Source organism: Candidatus Hydrogenedentota bacterium (assembly GCA_013359265.1).
Taxonomy (GTDB): Bacteria; Hydrogenedentota; Hydrogenedentia; order Hydrogenedentales; family SLHB01; genus JABWCD01.
Map to the genome: position 1 here is coordinate 1 of JABWCD010000022.1, position 17313 is coordinate 17313.

Below are 17313 nucleotides of genomic sequence, written 5' to 3' on the forward strand. Positions count from 1 at the left end.
GTGGCGCTACCCGTGGTCAAGCGCCGCGGCACACCTGGGGCAGGGCGACGCGTCGGGCCTGCTCGACCTGACCGCCTGGGCGCGCAAGAGGGACGCGACGAACTGGCAGGCCGCGCTCGTCGAACGTCTCGACCCCGGTATGGTCCGCCAACTCCGCGTCCGCACGCAGACCGGGCGCCCCCTCGCTGGCGACACCTTCCTCAGCAAACTCGAAACCAAACTCGGCCGCCGCCTGCGCGCGCTCCCACCGGGCCGCCCCAAAGGCTGGCACAAAAAAACCGCCAAGGCAAAGAAGACCACGAAATGACCGCAAATAACAGGTGGCTGTCCCCTGTTATTCCCCTGTTATTCTGTTATTACCCTTTGGCACGTGGCTCGACGCGGCAACAACCTTACATTCCGTCCAGACCTCGGCGGCAGTCTTTTGAAGAGACAAGCCGCGGCGGAGTTTGCCGACCGCTGGCGCACGGACACAGGCAAGTACGTGTTCCAGACCACGATGGATAAACTCACCGATATGGTCGAACGTAACGCAGGCGGGCCGTCGTTTCCTTCGTTGAATTACGTGACGCCGGTGGACACGCCCGTCGCACCCGCCGAGGTGGACGCGTCGCGCGTGAAGGCGTTCCACGTCGCCAGATTCCCGACGTCCGCGTGTACATCCGACCAGTTGAAGGGCATTCTGCGCGAATACGGCGCCTCGCAGACCGGAAATAAGGAGGAACTCGCAACAAAGTTCGCTGCACTCGCAGCCAACACATACGAGAAGAAACGGCACGAGCTCGATGAGTTCTTTTCCGCGCATCGCTTTGTGCGTGTCGACTCATCGCCGCAGAACAGCACCGGTTTTCCGATCCTGGACGGGCCTCAGTATCTGCGGAACTTGGTACTCGCGATGTATGCCCTACGTCATCTGCGTGGGAACGCCATTCTGGAAAGTGCCCACGAGAACACGACGTACGGTATCCAGGAACTGGCCTTGGCTCTGGTCTTTGGTAAAATTTTCCTTACGGGCGGTTTCGTGCCAGTAGCGTAGACTACAGAGGATGGAGGGTCAGTACCTGTTGGGCCCTCCATCCTGTTATTGCGACTTCTGGAATCTTGCTTATTGGCATTATTGACTGCCGAAGACGACCGTGCTAGCTTCTTGACTATGTAGGCCCAAAATGGGGTTGATGCCGGGCCTGCACCCACGACGGCTTGCTACAGATCGTTAAGTTTGGTGCGAACTGAACACTGTTGTTCATGTGGGGTATCTTTTCATGCGGCACTCATTGCTGGGATCGACAAAGATTGAGCTTTTGCGTCGTACATGTCTTGTGTCACTTATTCTCGCTGTGGATGCTTTTGGCGCCACCGGCAACCTTGTGGTAACTGTCCGCAATGCCAATGGGTCGACAGCATCAGGCGCTCGCGTCGTACGCTACAGCCCCGGGGGCGGCTCCACGGAAGGCTACACAAACAGCAGCGGACAAGTTACCTGGAACGGAATTACGACGGGTGCCTACTCATGCGAAGCTTATTACACAGGCGTGAACTGGCTCGGCGAGGAATACTGGGGCGACGGTCAAGCAACAGTGAGCACAAATGCCACCGCCCAACTACCGATCAACCGTATCTACCCATACATCGAAAGCGTGGAATAACTAGGGACAGCCACCTGTTATTTTACGCAGTCTGAGGTCCGAAAGACGACACGAAGGACCTTCCGCCTCACGCCGACAGTAAATCGTCTAGCGCAATTGCATTAATTGCGTAAACTCACAATTGACGGCTCTGCAAATACGCGCGTGCAGCCGTCTTCTCGTGCTCGTGCGCGTAATCGAGTATTTGGCTTCGAGACCGAGTCATGTCCGTTCTCGTAGCCACGCAGATTCGTGAATTGCGACAGAGCAGTTTAGGGGGGAATTCAGGGGGAATTCAGGGGAATTCAGGGACAGACTACGAATTACAGTACTCCAACACAGATACACAAGCGCAATCAATTCGACCCAAACTCGCAAAGACACCTCGTCGAGATTCGTGGCGCATCGCGACCATCCCAGTGCAACGCGCTGGGCACGGGAAATAGAGGCCGCTCCCGTGAACAAGACGCTGCACCCTCCGCACGCTGCCCGTTACCACACTCACGCACCGCCGTTTCGTACAAGCGAATCCGACAACACATGCCTGATCCGCATCGCCGCAATCTGCACCGCTCGCCTCCCTGCACCCGCAAACAGTTCTTAATCTACGTAATCTTTGAAATCTGTGGACAGAGGTCCTATATTGACTGATTCATCTGCAATCTGCGACTTTCCAGCAAAACCCCTCGTTTCGCAAACAACCCCGCTCGCGCGACTTCCCCGCTCTTCGCATTACGCGCGATTGCGTGTCAACCAAACAGGGGTCGTTTCGCAAGCGCGCCTCTTCGAGAGTGTCCTTGCCCACCTATCGCAGTCAAGCGAATCACCCTCGTTTCCCAAATCCACTCTGCGATCGCTCGCGACCGATCATTCCCGTTTCCCCGTATCGCTCCGTGCTCTCCGCCAATCCTCTGAAGCCGCTTCGGCGAAGGAGGGTGTCTCCGTGGTCAATCCAAAGTGCAACACGCCGGGCATAGGGATAGGCGAATGTGCGGTACCTCGCCGGATTGAAGGGAGCCAGGCACGGGCCTAACGACGGCAAGAACAAATAACAGGCGTCCCACTCCAATACGACCGGAGCTACACCGCCGGGCCCATGATCTCGATGAAGCGCCGGGCCTGCGGCGAGACGGCGCGGCCTTTGCGGAGCACGACGCCGTACGTGCGATTGGGAAACCACTTGCTGACGGGGATGACGGCGAGTTTCTCGTCGCCCGTGATGCAGATGCTCATGACGATCGAGATGCCGAGGCCGAGCTCGACGTAGGTCTTGATCACTTCCCAGCCGCCAACTTCGAGTTTAACGTTGTGCGGCAGGCCGTGTTTGGTGAATTCGCTTTCAACGATGCGCCACGTGCTCAAGGTGCGCGGCGGCAGAATGAGCGGAAACTTGCTGATGTCCGCGAGGGTGACGCGCTTGCGCTTCGCGAGCGGGTGGTCGAGCGCGGTGATGAGCAGGGGCTCGTATGAAACGATGGGATGGAACGCGATATCGCCGGGAATCTCGAGCAATGGGCCGACACAGAAGTCCACCTCGCGGTCGCGCAGCAGCGCAAGCCCGGCCTGGCCGGTGACGTTGTGGATTTTCAGTTCGATTCGCGGGTGCGCCTTGACGAACGCTTCGACAAACTTGGGCAGCACATAGAGAATCGTGGACCCGCCCGCGGCGATATCCACGCGCCCCCGGTCCACCGACTGCCGGCGCGCGCGGAAGTCGTCGGCGACGGCGTCAATCCCGTCGACCAATGGCCGCGCCAACTCGAAAAGGAGTTGCCCGTCGGGCGTCAACTCGATCCTGGGACCGCGGCGCTCGAACAGTTTGACGCCCAGCTCGCGCTCGAGCGCCTGGACCTGGAGTGATACAGACGGTTGCGATAGGTATAGTTTCTCGGCGGCCTTTGACATGCTGCCCGTTCGGGCGGCGTGGCAGAATCCGCGTAACTGTAGAAGCCGGTTGTGTTTATAGCGAACGTTCGGCGACGGCATGGTCGGCTCCCGCCCGGAAAAACCGGGTTTGCCCATTGGGCGTTACATCACGTATAGTTTCACTAGCATAATGGGATCGGCGAGTGGGCTTCATCCGGCCGGCTCGGCGGAAGTCGCGCCCCCTAAAGTGGGCCAGATCAGGAGTATCACATGAACGCGAAGCCCCTCCGGAAAATGAATAACGTCATGCGCTGGGTGCTGCCCCTTATCGCGGTTGCTGTCCTCGTCGCCGCGCCAAACCATGGCGCCGTCGCCGGTGACAACAAGGTCGAAGACGGCAGCTTCGAGGCGGGGCGCAACTCCGGTTTTTGGAAGGAAAAGTCCACGAACTTCGGCACGCCGATCTGCATCGTTTCCTCCCCAAGCGAAGTACCCTGCGGCGATGGAGAAGGCACCGCGCTACCGCGCACCGGCGTGTACTGGGCATGGTTCGGCGGCGCGGACACGTTCGTCGAAAAAGGATCGTTGACGCAAAACGTAAAGTTCCCGTCGGGCGGCAGCGCCAAACTGCGGTTCTACCTCTGGATCGGCGATTCGAGCCCGGACGGCAAGGATTCGCTGACAGTGCTCGTTGACGGGCAGAAGGTGTTCAAGGTCAAGGAAAACAACACCGGCTACAGTTCGTACACGTTGGTCCAAAAGAACCTCGATCAGTTCGCGGACGGCCAACGGCACAAGGTGCAATTCAAGAACCGTTGTACCGGCGACGGTAACTCGAACATGAGCGTGGACGACATCAGCATTACGGCCGACTAGCGGTTCCCGTCAATCGATTTTGTTGATGTTTGTAGCGCCCGGTCTCCGTGCCGGGCGGCATTTCTCGTGACTGGGACCGCCAAATTCGAATGACGCAGACCACTAGCGGTTCGCACCACCGAAAACAGTGGTCGCGCCGGGGGTTGTCCCCACAACGGCCTCACCAGCCAGTATTGGCCACCAGTTCGGCCGGTGCTGAAACGGCCCGTGACGGAGCCTGTCCCGCGCAGCGGCACGTTGCTCGGGGGAATCCGGGACTATTAGTTTCATCAATAGTAACCATTGAAACAATTGCCTTGCCTTATAGCCTACCTACTGGTAAGTTTGTCGCGCCCCGGAGGGCGGGGCTGAACACATAGGGCAATTCTCGTATGGCCGTCGCTACCGGGTCGCTTAATCTGCTCCAAAAAGAAGGAATCGCCATCCGCGCGTCCCTGTCGCCGGACTTCGAATCCATCCTCACCCCGGACGCGCTGCGTTTCGTGGCGCGCCTGGTTCGGCTCGCGGAGCCGCGCCGCCAGGAATTGTTGGCCCGGCGCGCCTCGCGCCAGCGCGCGTTCGACGCGGGCCAGCTTCCCGACTTTTTACCCGAGACCAATAGCGTTCGCGACGGCGATTGGACAATCGCGCCGACGCCCGCGGACCTGCAGGACCGACGCGTCGAGATAACCGGACCGGTCGATCGCAAGATGGTCATCAACGCGTTGAACAGCGGCGCGAAGATGTTCATGGCCGATTTCGAGGACTCCCACTCGCCCACGTGGGACGGGACCATCGAAGGCCAGATCAACATGCGCGATGCGGTTGATCGCACAATCACATACCGCAGCCCCGAGGGCAAATCCTACAAACTGAACGAGACTATTGCGACACTGCTCGTTCGTCCCCGCGGCTGGCACCTCAACGAAAAGCACTTTATTGTCGACGGGAAGCCGGCGCCCGGAGGCATTTTCGATTTCGGACTGTATTTCTTCCACAACGCGAAGAACCTGATCGCGCGCGGAACGGGCCCGTATTTCTACCTTCCGAAGCTGGAAAGCCATCTTGAAGCGCGCTTGTGGAACGATGTGTTTTGTCTGGCGCAGGACGAACTGGGCATCCCGCGCAGTACGATCAAGGCGACGGTGCTGATCGAGACAATTCCCGCCGCGTTCGAAATGGACGAAATCCTGTACGAACTGCGCGAACACTCCGCGGGGCTGAACTGCGGGCGGTGGGACTACATTTTCAGTTGCATCAAGCGGTTCAAGAACCATCCGGCACGCGTGTTTCCGGATCGCGCGCAGGTCACGATGACCACGCATTTCATGCACTCCTATTCGTTGCTCGCGATCAAGACGTGCCACCGCCGCGGCGCGCACGCGATTGGGGGGATGGCGGCGCAGATACCGATCAAGAACGACCCCGCCGCAAACGAGGCGGCGCTCGCGAAGGTGCGCGCGGACAAGACGCGCGAGGCCACGGACGGTCACGACGGCACGTGGGTCGCGCACCCCGGTCTTGTTCCCATCGCGATGGAAGAATTCGACAAGGTGATGAAAACGCCGAACCAGATTCATCGCATGCGGGAGGACGTCAACGTGACCGCGGCGGACTTGCTTGCCATGCCCGAGGGGCAGATTACGGAGCACGGCCTGCGCGTAAATGCGAGTGTGGGCATTCAATACATGGAAGCGTGGCTGCGCGGGACGGGGTGCGTACCGTTGTACAACCTCATGGAAGACGCGGCGACGGCGGAAATCTCGCGCGCTCAAGTGTGGCAATGGGTGCACAACCCGCGCGGCGTGCTGAACGACGGGCGCAAAGTAACGATCGAGCTTTTTCGCCAGATTGTGAAGGAAGAGTTGGAGAAGATTCGCATCGAAGTCGGCGATACGCGGTACTCCGGCGGAAAGTACGAGTTGGCCGCGCGCATGTTTGACGAAATCATTGCGAATGAGCAGTTGGAAGAATTCTTGACCTTGCGGGCATACGAGCAGTTGGACTGAGGAGGGCAGCAACCATGAGAACAGTCGAGGAAATGGCCGTCGCACTTGAAGAACGCGTGATTCGTCACGACATTGATCGGGACGAAGCGCGCGAGTTGCGAAGGAGTTGGGAAAACGACGAGCGTTGGAAGGGCACCGTTCGTCCGTATTCCGCGGAGGACGTACTGCGGTTCCGCGGAACGGTCAAGATTGACTACACCTTCGCGGAAATGGGTGCGGAGCGGCTTTGGCATTTGCTCCACACCGAGGAATACATTCCCGCGCTCGGCGCGATGTCCGGCAACCAGGCCGTGCAACAAGTCGAAGCCGGGCTGCAGGCGATCTACCTCAGCGGTTGGCAGGTTGCGGCGGACGCCAACCTCGCGGACCAGATGTATCCCGATCAGAGTCTGTATCCGTGTAACAGCGTGCCCGCGGTTGTGCGCAAGATCAACAATGCGTTGCGCCGCGCGGACCAAATCCAGGTGCTTGACGGCCGCAAGCACGGGCCATACTGGTACGCGCCGATCATCGCAGACGCCGAGGCCGGATTCGGCGGGCCGCTGAACGCGCACGAGCTGATGAAAGCGATGATCGAAGCCGGCGCCGCGGGCGTACATTTCGAGGACCAGCTTGCGTCCGCGAAAAAGTGCGGTCACATGGGCGGCAAAGTGCTTGTGCCCACGCAGGAATTCATTGTGAAGTTGATCGCCGCGCGCCTCGCCGCGGACATCTGCGGCGTGCCAACGCTGCTCGTTGCGCGCACGGATGCGGACTCGGCGAAGCTGCTCACGTCCGACATCGACCCGCGCGACCGGCCGTTCCTCACCGGTGACCGCACGTCGGAGGGCTTTTACACGATCAAGGGCGGCACGGACATGGCCATAGCACGCGGTCTCGCGTACGCGCCGTATGCGGATATGATCTGGTGCGAGACATCAACGCCGAATCTCGAGGAGGCGAAGAAGTTCGCGGAAGGCATTCATGCGAAATACCCGGGAAAGCTGTTGAGTTACAACTGCTCGCCGTCATTCAACTGGAAGCGCAACCTCGACGAAGGCACGATTGCGCACTTCCAGCGCGAGTTGGGCGCGATGGGATACAAATTCCAGTTCGTCACCCTTGCCGGGTTCCATTCGCTCAACCTGGGCATGTTCAACCTGGCGCGCAGCTACAAAACTGAGGGCATGGCGGCGTACTCGCGGTTCCAGGAAAAAGAGTTCAAGTACGAAAAAGGCAGCGGCTATATGGCCACCACGCACCAAAAGTTTGTCGGCACCGGCTACTTCGACCGCATCATGGAAGCCATCTCCGGCGGCGCGTCGTCGGTCACCGCCCTCGACGGCTCGACCGAAGAAGCCCAATTCGAAAAAGGCGGCAACGGCAAACACTGATCGAGTCTCGTGTAGACCAACCCTGGTCTTGCAGTCCGAGGGGAAGCAACGCCCGGCCTTGTGCCGGGCGTTGCCGTTGATGAGTTGAAAACCGTGCAAGGCCGTGAGATTTCGTCGCATAATTGGCGCGAGCCGATGACGAGTACCGGGGTGAGCGCAATGCGAGGAAAAACAATGATATCTGGTACCGGTCGGGCTACGGAACGCAAGGGGAAGATCGAAGACCTTGATAGGAGTTTCGATATCGCATATTGGCAGCGTCAGGGACCTGCGGCAGTTTTTGCGGCCGTCCACGAAAGGGTAATAGAGGCCCACCGCGTCAATGGGATTCCGCTCGATGTCGCCATTCGAAGAGATATTGAGCGTATTGGAAGATTTTCCGAATAGTGTTTGAGTGGGATCCGGCAAAGGCGCGCAGAAATTATGCGAAACATGGTGTGACTTTTCATCAGGCGCTATCGGCATTCGGCGATCCGTTTGCGGTCGCCTTTCCCGATTTGGAACACTCGGATAAGGAAGCTCAATACGTTACTTTTGGCTACTCGATCGATGGCCTGCTCCTTGCGGTAGTGCATGTCGAGAATGGGCCGTTTACCAGGATAATCAGTGCGCGATATGCTACGCGGCGCGAAAGGCGGTTGTATGAAGAAGGCTAAAGATGACGAGATGCGGGACGAATACGAACGCGAACACCTTGGCAAGGGCGTTCGGGGCATGCACTTCGAGAAGTACCGTAAGCATGCAAATCTCGTTATCCTGAGTCCCGACGTGGCCGCAGAGTTCCCTTCGGATCATTCGGTGAATCAAGCCTTGCGCGCGGTCTTGCGGCAGCGAGGGAAATCGCGTACAAGAACACGGTAGCCTGTTACCCGATCGAAAGCTGGATTCTCTCCAATGATTGATTCCTTTCACCCTCCACAACGCACGCTCATGGGGCCCGGCCCCTCCGATGTAAATCCGCGGGTGTTGGCGGCGATGGCTCGTCCCACGCTGGGGCACCTCGATCCCGAGTTCATTCGGATGATGGACGAGGTGAAGGCGTTGTTGAAGTATGCGTTTCAGACGCAAAACGAGATGACATTTGCGGTGTCGGCCCCGGGGTCGGCGGGGATGGAGTGTTGCTTCGTGAATCTCGTCGAGCCGGGAGACACCGTCGTGGTATGCCAGAACGGCGTGTTTGGCGGGCGGATGAAGGAGAACGTCGAGCGCTGCGGCGGCACCGCCGTCATGGTGCAGGACACGTGGGGTGAGCCGGTCGATCCGGAAAAGGTCGAAGCGGCACTAAAGGCGCACCCGGAGACGAAGATCGTCGCGTTTGTGCACGCGGAAACGTCCACGGGCGCGCGGTCGGACGCGAAGGCGATTGTGGCGTTGGCGCAACAGTACGGCGCGCTGACGATTATGGACGCGGTGACGTCGCTCGGCGGAATACCCGTGACGATAGACGAATGGGGCGTAGACGCGGTGTACTCGGGATCGCAGAAGTGTCTTTCATGTTCGCCGGGATTGTCGCCGGTGAGCTTTGGCGCACGGGCGATCGAAAAGGTCAAGGCGCGCACCCGTAAAGTGCAGAGTTGGTTTCTCGATTTGCAGTTAGTAATGGCGTACTGGGGTGGCGAAGGCAAGCGCGCGTACCATCACACGGCGCCAATCAATTTGCTCTACGGCCTTCACGAGGCGCTCGTAATCTTGCAGGAAGAGGGACTCGAAAACGCGTGGGCGCGGCATGCGCGCAACCATCAGGCGTTGCGCGCGGGGTTCGAGGCGATGGGGCTCGAGTTCGTGGTTCGCGAGGAGTTTCGCTTGCCGCAGTTGAACGCGGTGAGCGTGCCGGAGGGCGTCGACGAAGCGGCTGTGCGCGCGGCGTTGTTGAAGGATTATTCGCTGGAGATTGGCGCGGGTCTTGGCGCGATGGCAGGGAAAATCTGGCGCGTGGGGCTGATGGGGCATGCGTCGAACTCAAAGAATGTGTATACGTGCTTGGGGGCAATGGACGCGGTGTTGAGCGCCATGGACGCGCCGATTCGATCGGGCGTAGCGGTTGCGGAGGCGAAGGCAGTGTATGAGGGGGCGGGGGTGCCGCCAAGGACGTAAAGGACGCAAAAGACCCGAAGGCCGCAAATAGTCACTCGTTTGCGTTTCTTCATGACGGACCCACACGGAAGCCGGGCGCTACTGGAAAGCTGCGTGCCGGCTATGCGTTTGCTTGCGCGAGGCGTTGCGCGAAATGACGCAGGAAATCCCAGGCGAAGATGCCGGAGGAGTGGCCGTCGGACCAGGCGATGGAGACGGCGTAGTTGCCGAGGGGCTGGATCGATTGGGGTTGGATGTCGCGGGGTATTGAGTTTGGATCGAGCAGCGGCTGGCCGGTGTATTCGTCGACGCATGCGGCGCAGGGACAGGCGCAGCGCAGGTTGTAGGGCGGAATGTCGTCCTCCTCGCCGTCGGGCCATTTAATATGGATGTAGCCGTCCGCGTACGACACCTCGGGCCGGGCTTCGGTTTCGATGCGGCTCTTGCCGATGGCGCGGTGCACGTTTTCCGCAAGCCGCGCCAATTCCTCGATCTCCGCGCCGGCGTCGGGCCGCGCGAGGTCGGAGACTCCGGGGACGATGGGGAGTTCGGCAAGCGTCTGCAATCCGAAGCGTTCCTGCAGCGTGCTCTTGCCGCGTCCGAAGGGATGATGGACGCTTCCGCAGTCGCGGCATTGGAACGAAGTCATATTCTCGACGACGCCGAGCACGGGTACGGCGACTTTTTCGAACATCAGAATACCGCGCGCGACGTCCACGAGCGATAGCGCCTGAGGTGTAGTCACGATAATCGCGCCGTCGAGCGATGCTTGTTGCACGATCGTGAGTTGAATGTCACCGGTGCCGGGCGGCATGTCGATGACGAGATAGTCGAGTTCGCCCCAGCCGGTCTGGCGCAGAATCTGGGTGATGTAACCGGAGACGATTGGCCCTCGCAGGACGGCCGGCTGATCGCCGAGTAGAAAACCGAGCGACATGACCTTCAGGCCTTCGACATCGATTGGTTGGATCATGTTATTGAGCATCGAGACGTTTGGCTGGTGGATGCCGAAAAGCGTGGGTACGGACGGGCCGTACACGTCGGCGTCGAGCAGACCGACTTTGAGCCCTTCACGGACCATCGCGCGCGCGAGGTGCGCGGCGACCGTGGATTTGCCGACGCCGCCTTTGCACGAGGAGACGGCGATTACCGCATTGACGTTCTCGAGCGTATTGATGCCCGAGCCGGGGCGTTCTTTGCGTTCCATCGCGCCCATCGCGACGGTGACGGAGGTGACGCCCGGCAACGCGCGCACGGCCTCTTCGCAGCGCGTTCTGAATGAATCCTTCACGGGACAGGCGTGCGTGGTAAGTTCAACGGTGAAGCTGACGTCGCCGCCCTCGATCTTGAGGTTCTTGATGAATCCCAACGATACGATGTCGCGCCCGAGGTCAGGATCGATGATGTGGCGCATGGAATTCAGGATGACGGCTTGATCGAGCATGAGTATCCCTTATTGAATAGCGAATATGTTCTGAGCGTCAGGGGCAAAAGAAACTACGAGACGTAAGTGACCAAGAGGACACACGTGCCCGCCTTGTCACTCCATGGCTTCGCGACAACGTCCCGTACGGTTAACCCATCACGGGCTTCTCAAATTCCTGTCCGCAGTACAGGCACTTCCAATGCTTCGACGACGACACGCGGCTGCACGTCGGACATTTCAGCGCCACGGTCGTCATCTTGCCGTCCTTTACGCCATCTCGCATGTCGACCTCGTTTATGCGCTTTTCAAGGTCGGAGTCGCTGACCTGCAACTTTTCCCGGAGCAACTCCCAGAGGGCCTGGCTGAGCAATTTGAGCCGCTCGACTTCATGCTCCAAATCGCGAACGCGGGCGCGCGCGTCTTCCTGCGCGGATCGGTCGGCCGCTGGCAAGGGTTGCGCCGGAGGATGCGTATAGTCACCCATCCAGATACTGAGCATCGTAGACACTCCGAGTTAGAACCGAAGTATCGTACCTGCTTGGCTCGACCACTGGCAACGCGGGGCGGCACATGCTACGCTCGACCCGCTGTGAGCAGTCTGTCACTACAAAGAGGCGCATCCACTCGTGTGTCCCAATCCGAACGCAAAGCGCGAGCGATGGAAGCATTGCTCGCGCACCCCTATACCGCGCCGGTGTGGTTACGCAATGCGCACGCGCAGACCGTCTGGGCGCCGCTTTTCCGGCGCACGCCGAGCGTTTCCCGGCGGATCGAGCGCGTCGACACACCCGATGGCGACTTCCTGGACCTTCATATCACGGACGGCATGGACGGAAAGCCGGCGGTTCTCTTGCTGCACGGGCTGGAGGGCAGCGCCGAATCGAAGTACATCCTTGGCATGCATCAGAAGCTTCATGCCATCGGTTGGACGGCGGTCACGATGGAGTTTCGCGGGTGCAGCCGGGAAATGAACCGAGCGCGACGCCTGTATCATTCCGGCGAGACGACGGACCTTGCATTCGTAGCGGCGCGTGTCGCGTCGGCGTATCGACGCGTGCATCTCGCCGGGTTCTCGCTCGGTGGCAACGTGCTGGCCAAATGGTTGGGCGAATCGGCGGACGCGGTGCCGTCAAACGTTTGCTCGGCGGCGGTGGTTTCGGTGCCTTTCGATCTGACCGTTTCCGGGCCGAACATCGATCGTGTCATGGGCGGGTTCTATTCGCGCCATTTTCTTCGGGGTCTCATTGGCAAGGCAATCGCGAAGGAGCGACAGTATCCCGGATGTGTCGACATTGCGCGCGTGAGGGCGGCGCGGAAGCTCGTCGAGTTCGACAACTACGGAACCGCCGTGCTGCACGGATTTCGCGATGCGGACCATTACTACCGATCGCAGCGTTCCGGGCAGTTTCTCGACAAGGTGCAAATACCACTGCTGCTGCTGAGCGCGGCCGACGATCCGTTCAATCCCGCCTCAACGCTTCCGCGGGAAACCGCCAGTTTGTCCGACTGTCTCCATCCGTTGTTCACCGAACGCGGGGGGCACGTGGGATTCGTGCACGGCACGCCGTTTCGCGCACGGTACTGGGCGGAGGAGCAGCTTGTTCGGTTCTTTCAACTGTACGACGACTGGGCACACGACGGAGAGTGACTCGAAGCATGGCCGGATTTCGCGAGTGGGCGAAGCGAGAGCGCACAAGAATTGCATGGCGACTCGCCGGCATGTCCAAGCGAATCACGGCGCTCGCGCAGTATCACTACATCAATACCATCGACGCTCGGGATCACGAAGTCCGGTTGATGAACTACGGCTGGATAGATCCGGAAACGCGCGCGCCATCCATGCCGCTCGACTCGGAAGACGAACCCGACCGCCATGCGCTGCAACTCTACCATCGCGTGGTGTCCGGCGTGGACTTGCGCGATAAGGACGTGCTGGAAGTGGGGTGCGGGCGCGGCGGCGGCGCGGCGTACATTGCCAAATACCTGGGGCCGCGCCTGGTTCACGGCATGGATTTCTGTCCGTCGTCCGTGGCGTTCTGCTCGGCGTACTGGAAGCGGCCCTGCCTGACATTTTCCGTCGGCTCCGCCGAACGCCTGAAGCAGTCCGACGGATCGTTCGACGCCATAGTGAACGTCGAGTCTTCGCATTGCTACGTGAACATGCGCGGTTTTGTGTCGCATTCGTTCCGCGTATTGCGTCCTGGCGGGCACATGCTTTTCGCGGATTTTCGGCATGCCGGTCTGATCGATGCATTGCGTGAAGACTTGTTGCGGCCCGGGTTCGAGATGATAGAGGAGGAGTGTCTCAACCCTGGCGTGATGCTGGCCTTGGATGCGGACGACGAGCGAAAGCGCGCATTTATTGAGGCAAGGGTCCACAAGCGGCGCATGCAGATGTTCGAGATGTTTGCCGCCGTAAAAGGGTCGCCGTTGTATTGCGCCTTTGAATCGGGCGACGCGCACTACGTGCGGTTCGTGCTTCGCAAGCCCGATACCCCGAGCAGTTCCGAGTAAGCTGTCCGGCGGTTTATGTCGGTTCCGTTCGACTGATACAATCTCGACTTCGGGTGTTTCTCGACCGTGCGGGGGACGCAAGAACGGAATATGAGGTGCAATCCAATGAGATGCATTCTACGTCTACTGGTGTTATTTGCGTCGTTGCCGATTACGCAGGCCATCGCTGCGGACGACGACGGCGTGATGGGAATCTGGGAGGGCAAGTTTACGACGCCGGGCTGGGAATCCAGAACCCTCAAGGCGAAGATATGGGGAGTCAAGTCCGGCATGTGGGACGGTGTCCTGACCGTGTTCGATAAAGACACGGTGGACGGTGAGGGAAAGATTTCAGACGATAATCAGGACAAGACGTTCGCGTTCACCGGCGTCGTATCGCTTGATGGCGAGTACTTTGTCACCGCGACGGCAAACGAAGGGACGATGAGGGGAGAGCTTACTCCGGGACGGGAGAGCAAGAAGGGTACGATTAAGCCTAGCAGGAAGTCGGGCGCTCCTGCCGCCTTCGAGTTGAAGCGCGTCCAAGTGAAGCCGCCATCGCTCGGGGCTGCGCCGCCGGAGGGTGCGATCGTGTTGTTGGCGCCGGGAAAAGAACTCGATGCGTGGATCGCCGATCCGCCGAAATGGGGGCGCACGGCGGAGGGCGGCATGCAGGTTTCCAATCCGCGATTGATCACGACGCAGGAGTTCGGTAGCTGCAAAATCCACTTAGAGTTCGTTACGCCGTATATGCCGAACGAAGGCGTGGGCAGCCAGGCGCGCGGAAACAGCGGCGTTTACGTGCAGGGGCGGTACGAGATTCAGGTGCTCGACAGTTTTGGCGCGGCGCCGCAGAACAATTTATGCGGCGGCATCTACAAAATCGCGGCGCCGCTGGCGGATGCCGTACTTCCACCGCTGACAGTGCAAACGTACGACATCGAGTTTCACGCGCCAAAGTTCGACGCGCAAGGCAAGAAGACGTCGGACGCGGAACTGACGGCCTTACACAACGGAGTACTGGTCCACGACCGCCTTAAGCTGCCGAATGCGACACCCGGCGGCGTAAGCGAGGTCGAAGCGCCGACCGGCCCGCTACTGCTGCAACACCACGGCGATCCGGTCGAATACCGAAATATTTGGATTCAGCCGATTCAGGAATGATGGCGGACGCGGCGGAAGTACATACGGGGCAGGGCCGATTGACGGCCGTCCCGCGCCTATCGATTGTCATTCCCGCGTACAACGAAGCGGCGCGCATCGGCGCGACGTTGATCGACATCCACGCGTATCTCGTCAGGCAATCGCACGCGTCCGAAATCATCGTCGTAGACGATGGCAGCGCGGATGCCACCGCCGAGATCGTGCGTGCGGGTTTCCCGGCGGTGCAGGTTATCTCGTATCGCGAGAACCGTGGAAAAGGATACGCGGTGCGCACGGGCATGCTCGCGGCGAAGGGTGACATCCGGTTGTTCTTCGACGCGGACGGATCGACTCCGATTGACGAACTAGACAAGGCGATTCCGTTTATTGACGGTGGCGCGGACATAGTGATTGGTTCCCGCATGGTGCAGGGCGCGAACGTCCTCGTGCACCAGCGTTGGGTCCGAGAACACGTTGGGCGTCTCTTTAATGTGTTGCTTCTCGCGTTGGGGCTGACTCGCATGCGCGATACGCAATGCGGGTTCAAGGCGTTCACCGCGCGTTCAACGGAAATCTGTTTTACGCGCCAAACGCTCGATCGGTTCAGCTTTGACGTCGAATTGCTCTGCATCGCGCAGCGCCACGGCCTGCGAATTGTGGAAATGCCCGTGCGTTGGATTAACAGCCCGGACACGCGCGTACGCATGGTGCGCGATGCGTTTCCAACGATGCGGGACTTACTGACGATTCGCCATAACCTGCGCAAAGGAGCGTACGACTGAAGCCAAGTCGCGATTGACGCGATTCGATCTCCGGCGTTTGGCGGGGTAAGATTGCGGATGGGGGAGAGCTTCTCATGCAGTCGCGCACGACCAAATTCATTCCTGTCCGATTGAGCCTGGCCGATATTGTCGGCCCGGATTACGTGAACGCGGTGACGGCGGCGCGAGCGGCGTTGACCGAAGACCCGCCACAATCGCTGCGCGCGCTGGCGACGCGGCGCATCAGTTTCTTTCCACGGGAGATGCAGGAACGTTTGCTGGAACTGCTCCCTCGAGTGGGCCGCGCGGTGTCGCGCACGCTGGACCGGAGCGCAACCGGCGCGGGCACTCGCGGCTTCCAGCCGGTAACGAAGGTCGCGCACGCGCCATTGGCGGGTTTCGGATACTACCGCGTCGGCGAGAGCGGATCGCTGCACTTCATCGCGAAAAGCGAGCATTACCACGCGCCGCTCGGGCATTCGTTTCCCGGATACAAACTGATTGATATCGCCCGGCAACTGGGCATTCCGAACGCAACGCACAACAACACGCGAGGCCACATCACGCGGTTATTGGAGGAGGAATTGGTGCGCGCCGCGGCGGGGCAAGACGGTACGAGCCGCGCGGCGTTTACGCGGTTGCTGCGCGCGAAGAAACCGTCGTCGCCGAACCGCGTGCTCAACCTCGAAACCGGCAGCCTCGCGGCGGAGGCGGCGCTGAAAATGATTCTCGCGCGGTTCTACAAGCCGCAGGCCGACTCGCATAAGCCGAGGTACGGGGGGCGCACGCCGGTCATCGTGGTGATCGGCGACTTTGAAGGCGGTATTGAGGCGAATTACCACGGCACGACAATGATGACGCAGATTATGCGCGGCATGTGGCGCGATATGCGGGAGGGTTTGGAGAGACGCGGATTGTTCGCCGTGCGCGGCGTGCGGCCCAATCACACCGTCGAGCTTGAATGGGTGTTTGACGAGTTCGATCGGGGGAAGTACAAGATCGCGGGGTTGTTTCACGAGATCGTGTTGATGAACTACGCCGGCAAAACGCTCGATCCGAGGTTTGTGCGGCGCATGTACGCGCTGTGCAAGAAGCACGATGTCCCGACCGTAGTTGACGAGATACAGACGGGCGTGTGGAGCCCGGAGATGTTTCTCTATCGGGAGTACGGCGTAAAGCCGACGTTTGTGGCGGTGGGGAAGGGCTTCCCGGGCGGCGAGTATTGCGCGTCGCGCATTCTGTTCAATAGCGAATATGACAACCTGCCGCAGTTCGGGGCGTTAGTCACGAACGGTCAGGAAGAACTCGCATCGCTCGCGTATCTCATTACGATGCGCTGGGCGCAAGCGAACGCGAGGGTTACCTCCGCCGTCGGGGAGTATTACGAGTCGAGGCTGCGCAAACTTGGAGACAAGCACAAGCGTGTCGTCGCCGCGATCGAGGGCCGCCGTCACCTCGCGGGCGTCTACTTTCACGATCTGGCGTCAGCGAAGAAGTTTGCCGAGTTGCTGAGCGGGGCAGGGCTGGACGTCAGCGTGCAAACTTACAAGGCGGGGTGCCCGCCCAGCGCCCTTACAAAACTTCCACTGATTGCGGGATACGAAGCCGTGGATATGGTGCTTTCGCGAATGGAAAGCGCACTTAACCAAGTCGGGCGCTAGTGTCGTGAGTCTGAAATTCGTACCGTTT

The 17313-nt window shown here is 59.9% G+C and carries 16 protein-coding genes; 13 read left to right on the plus strand and 3 right to left on the minus strand.

Annotation, left to right across the window (positions count from 1 at the left end; genetic code table 11):
- A partial coding sequence (locus HUU46_17860; GenBank protein NUM55518.1) for a hypothetical protein occupies positions 1-307 on the plus strand: 307 nt, incomplete at its 5' end.
- A gap of 117 nt (positions 308-424) precedes the next feature.
- Complete coding sequence (locus tag HUU46_17865; GenBank protein ID NUM55519.1) at positions 425-1036, plus strand: SAP domain-containing protein; 612 nt, start codon at positions 425-427, stop codon at positions 1034-1036.
- A 1669-nt stretch (positions 1037-2705) separates the two neighbouring features.
- On the opposite strand, the gene HUU46_17870 is transcribed toward HUU46_17865, so the two are convergent.
- A complete protein-coding gene (locus HUU46_17870; GenBank protein NUM55520.1) occupies positions 2706-3611 on the minus strand; it encodes a LysR family transcriptional regulator in 906 nt (301 codons plus the stop codon).
- A gap of 150 nt (positions 3612-3761) precedes the next feature.
- On the opposite strand from HUU46_17870, the gene HUU46_17875 reads away from it, so the two are divergent.
- The 6 genes from HUU46_17875 (at position 3762) to HUU46_17900 (ending at position 9822) form a co-directional block, all read left to right on the plus strand.
- Positions 3762-4367 carry a hypothetical protein gene (locus HUU46_17875; GenBank protein NUM55521.1) on the plus strand — a complete coding sequence of 202 codons (606 nt, stop codon included), beginning with the start codon at positions 3762-3764 and terminating at the stop codon, positions 4365-4367.
- A gap of 371 nt (positions 4368-4738) precedes the next feature.
- The gene (gene aceB / locus HUU46_17880; protein NUM55522.1) at positions 4739-6355 is read left to right on the plus strand and encodes a malate synthase A; all 1617 of its coding nucleotides are present in this window, start codon (positions 4739-4741) and stop codon (positions 6353-6355) included.
- Between the two features lie 14 nt (positions 6356-6369).
- Positions 6370-7728: an isocitrate lyase gene (gene aceA / locus HUU46_17885; protein ID NUM55523.1), complete on the plus strand. Its 1359-nt coding sequence runs from the start codon at positions 6370-6372 to the stop codon at positions 7726-7728.
- 383 nt (positions 7729-8111) lie between these two features.
- Positions 8112-8384 (plus strand): BrnT family toxin, encoded by a 273-nt coding sequence (locus HUU46_17890; GenBank protein ID NUM55524.1) that lies wholly within the window; start codon positions 8112-8114, stop codon positions 8382-8384.
- Positions 8371-8589, plus strand: coding sequence for a hypothetical protein (locus HUU46_17895; GenBank protein ID NUM55525.1), 219 nt, complete (start codon positions 8371-8373; stop codon positions 8587-8589). The genes HUU46_17890 and HUU46_17895 overlap by 14 nt, the downstream gene beginning before the upstream one ends.
- Before the next feature lie 33 nt (positions 8590-8622).
- Positions 8623-9822: an alanine--glyoxylate aminotransferase family protein gene (locus tag HUU46_17900; protein NUM55526.1), complete on the plus strand. Its 1200-nt coding sequence runs from the start codon at positions 8623-8625 to the stop codon at positions 9820-9822.
- Between the two features lie 100 nt (positions 9823-9922).
- On the opposite strand, the gene HUU46_17905 is transcribed toward HUU46_17900, so the two are convergent.
- Both HUU46_17905 and HUU46_17910 read right to left on the minus strand, forming a co-directional pair.
- Positions 9923-11245, minus strand: coding sequence for a P-loop NTPase (locus HUU46_17905; GenBank protein ID NUM55527.1), 1323 nt, complete (start codon positions 11243-11245; stop codon positions 9923-9925).
- 130 nt (positions 11246-11375) lie between these two features.
- Positions 11376-11726: a hypothetical protein gene (locus tag HUU46_17910; protein ID NUM55528.1), complete on the minus strand. Its 351-nt coding sequence runs from the start codon at positions 11724-11726 to the stop codon at positions 11376-11378.
- A gap of 129 nt (positions 11727-11855) precedes the next feature.
- Between HUU46_17910 and HUU46_17915 the strand changes: the two genes are divergently transcribed.
- The 5 genes from HUU46_17915 to HUU46_17935 all read left to right on the plus strand — a co-directional run bounded on the left by HUU46_17915 (position 11856) and on the right by HUU46_17935 (position 17285).
- Positions 11856-12875, plus strand: a complete 1020-nt coding sequence (locus HUU46_17915; protein NUM55529.1) for an alpha/beta fold hydrolase — start codon at positions 11856-11858, stop codon at positions 12873-12875.
- A gap of 71 nt (positions 12876-12946) precedes the next feature.
- Positions 12947-13741 carry a class I SAM-dependent methyltransferase gene (locus tag HUU46_17920; GenBank protein NUM55530.1) on the plus strand — a complete coding sequence of 265 codons (795 nt, stop codon included), beginning with the start codon at positions 12947-12949 and terminating at the stop codon, positions 13739-13741.
- Positions 13742-13846: 105 nt separating this feature from the next.
- Positions 13847-14884, plus strand: coding sequence for a DUF1080 domain-containing protein (locus HUU46_17925; protein ID NUM55531.1), 1038 nt, complete (start codon positions 13847-13849; stop codon positions 14882-14884).
- Entirely contained in the window at positions 14881-15645 is a 765-nt protein-coding gene (locus HUU46_17930) for a glycosyltransferase family 2 protein (protein ID NUM55532.1), read from the plus strand. The genes HUU46_17925 and HUU46_17930 overlap by 4 nt, the downstream gene beginning before the upstream one ends.
- A gap of 74 nt (positions 15646-15719) precedes the next feature.
- Positions 15720-17285, plus strand: coding sequence for an aminotransferase class III-fold pyridoxal phosphate-dependent enzyme (locus HUU46_17935; protein NUM55533.1), 1566 nt, complete (start codon positions 15720-15722; stop codon positions 17283-17285).
- Positions 17286-17313: the final 28 nt, after the last annotated feature.

Bases quoted from the DNA above. Each gene is read 5' to 3' on its own strand.
- HUU46_17935 (NUM55533.1), top strand. From the start codon at position 15,720: ATGCAGTCGCGCACGACCAAATTCATTCCTGTCCGATTGAGCCTGGCC.
- HUU46_17900 (NUM55526.1), top strand. From the start codon at position 8,623: ATGATTGATTCCTTTCACCCTCCACAACGCACGCTCATGGGGCCCGGC.
- HUU46_17910 (NUM55528.1), bottom strand. From the start codon at position 11,726: ATGCTCAGTATCTGGATGGGTGACTATACGCATCCTCCGGCGCAACCC.
- HUU46_17905 (NUM55527.1), bottom strand. From the start codon at position 11,245: ATGCTCGATCAAGCCGTCATCCTGAATTCCATGCGCCACATCATCGAT.
- HUU46_17870 (NUM55520.1), bottom strand. From the start codon at position 3,611: ATGCCGTCGCCGAACGTTCGCTATAAACACAACCGGCTTCTACAGTTA.
- aceB (NUM55522.1), top strand. From the start codon at position 4,739: ATGGCCGTCGCTACCGGGTCGCTTAATCTGCTCCAAAAAGAAGGAATC.
- HUU46_17875 (NUM55521.1), top strand. From the start codon at position 3,762: ATGAACGCGAAGCCCCTCCGGAAAATGAATAACGTCATGCGCTGGGTG.
- HUU46_17920 (NUM55530.1), top strand. From the start codon at position 12,947: ATGTCCAAGCGAATCACGGCGCTCGCGCAGTATCACTACATCAATACC.
- HUU46_17930 (NUM55532.1), top strand. From the start codon at position 14,881: ATGATGGCGGACGCGGCGGAAGTACATACGGGGCAGGGCCGATTGACG.
- HUU46_17925 (NUM55531.1), top strand. From the start codon at position 13,847: ATGAGATGCATTCTACGTCTACTGGTGTTATTTGCGTCGTTGCCGATT.
- aceA (NUM55523.1), top strand. From the start codon at position 6,370: ATGAGAACAGTCGAGGAAATGGCCGTCGCACTTGAAGAACGCGTGATT.
- HUU46_17895 (NUM55525.1), top strand. From the start codon at position 8,371: ATGAAGAAGGCTAAAGATGACGAGATGCGGGACGAATACGAACGCGAA.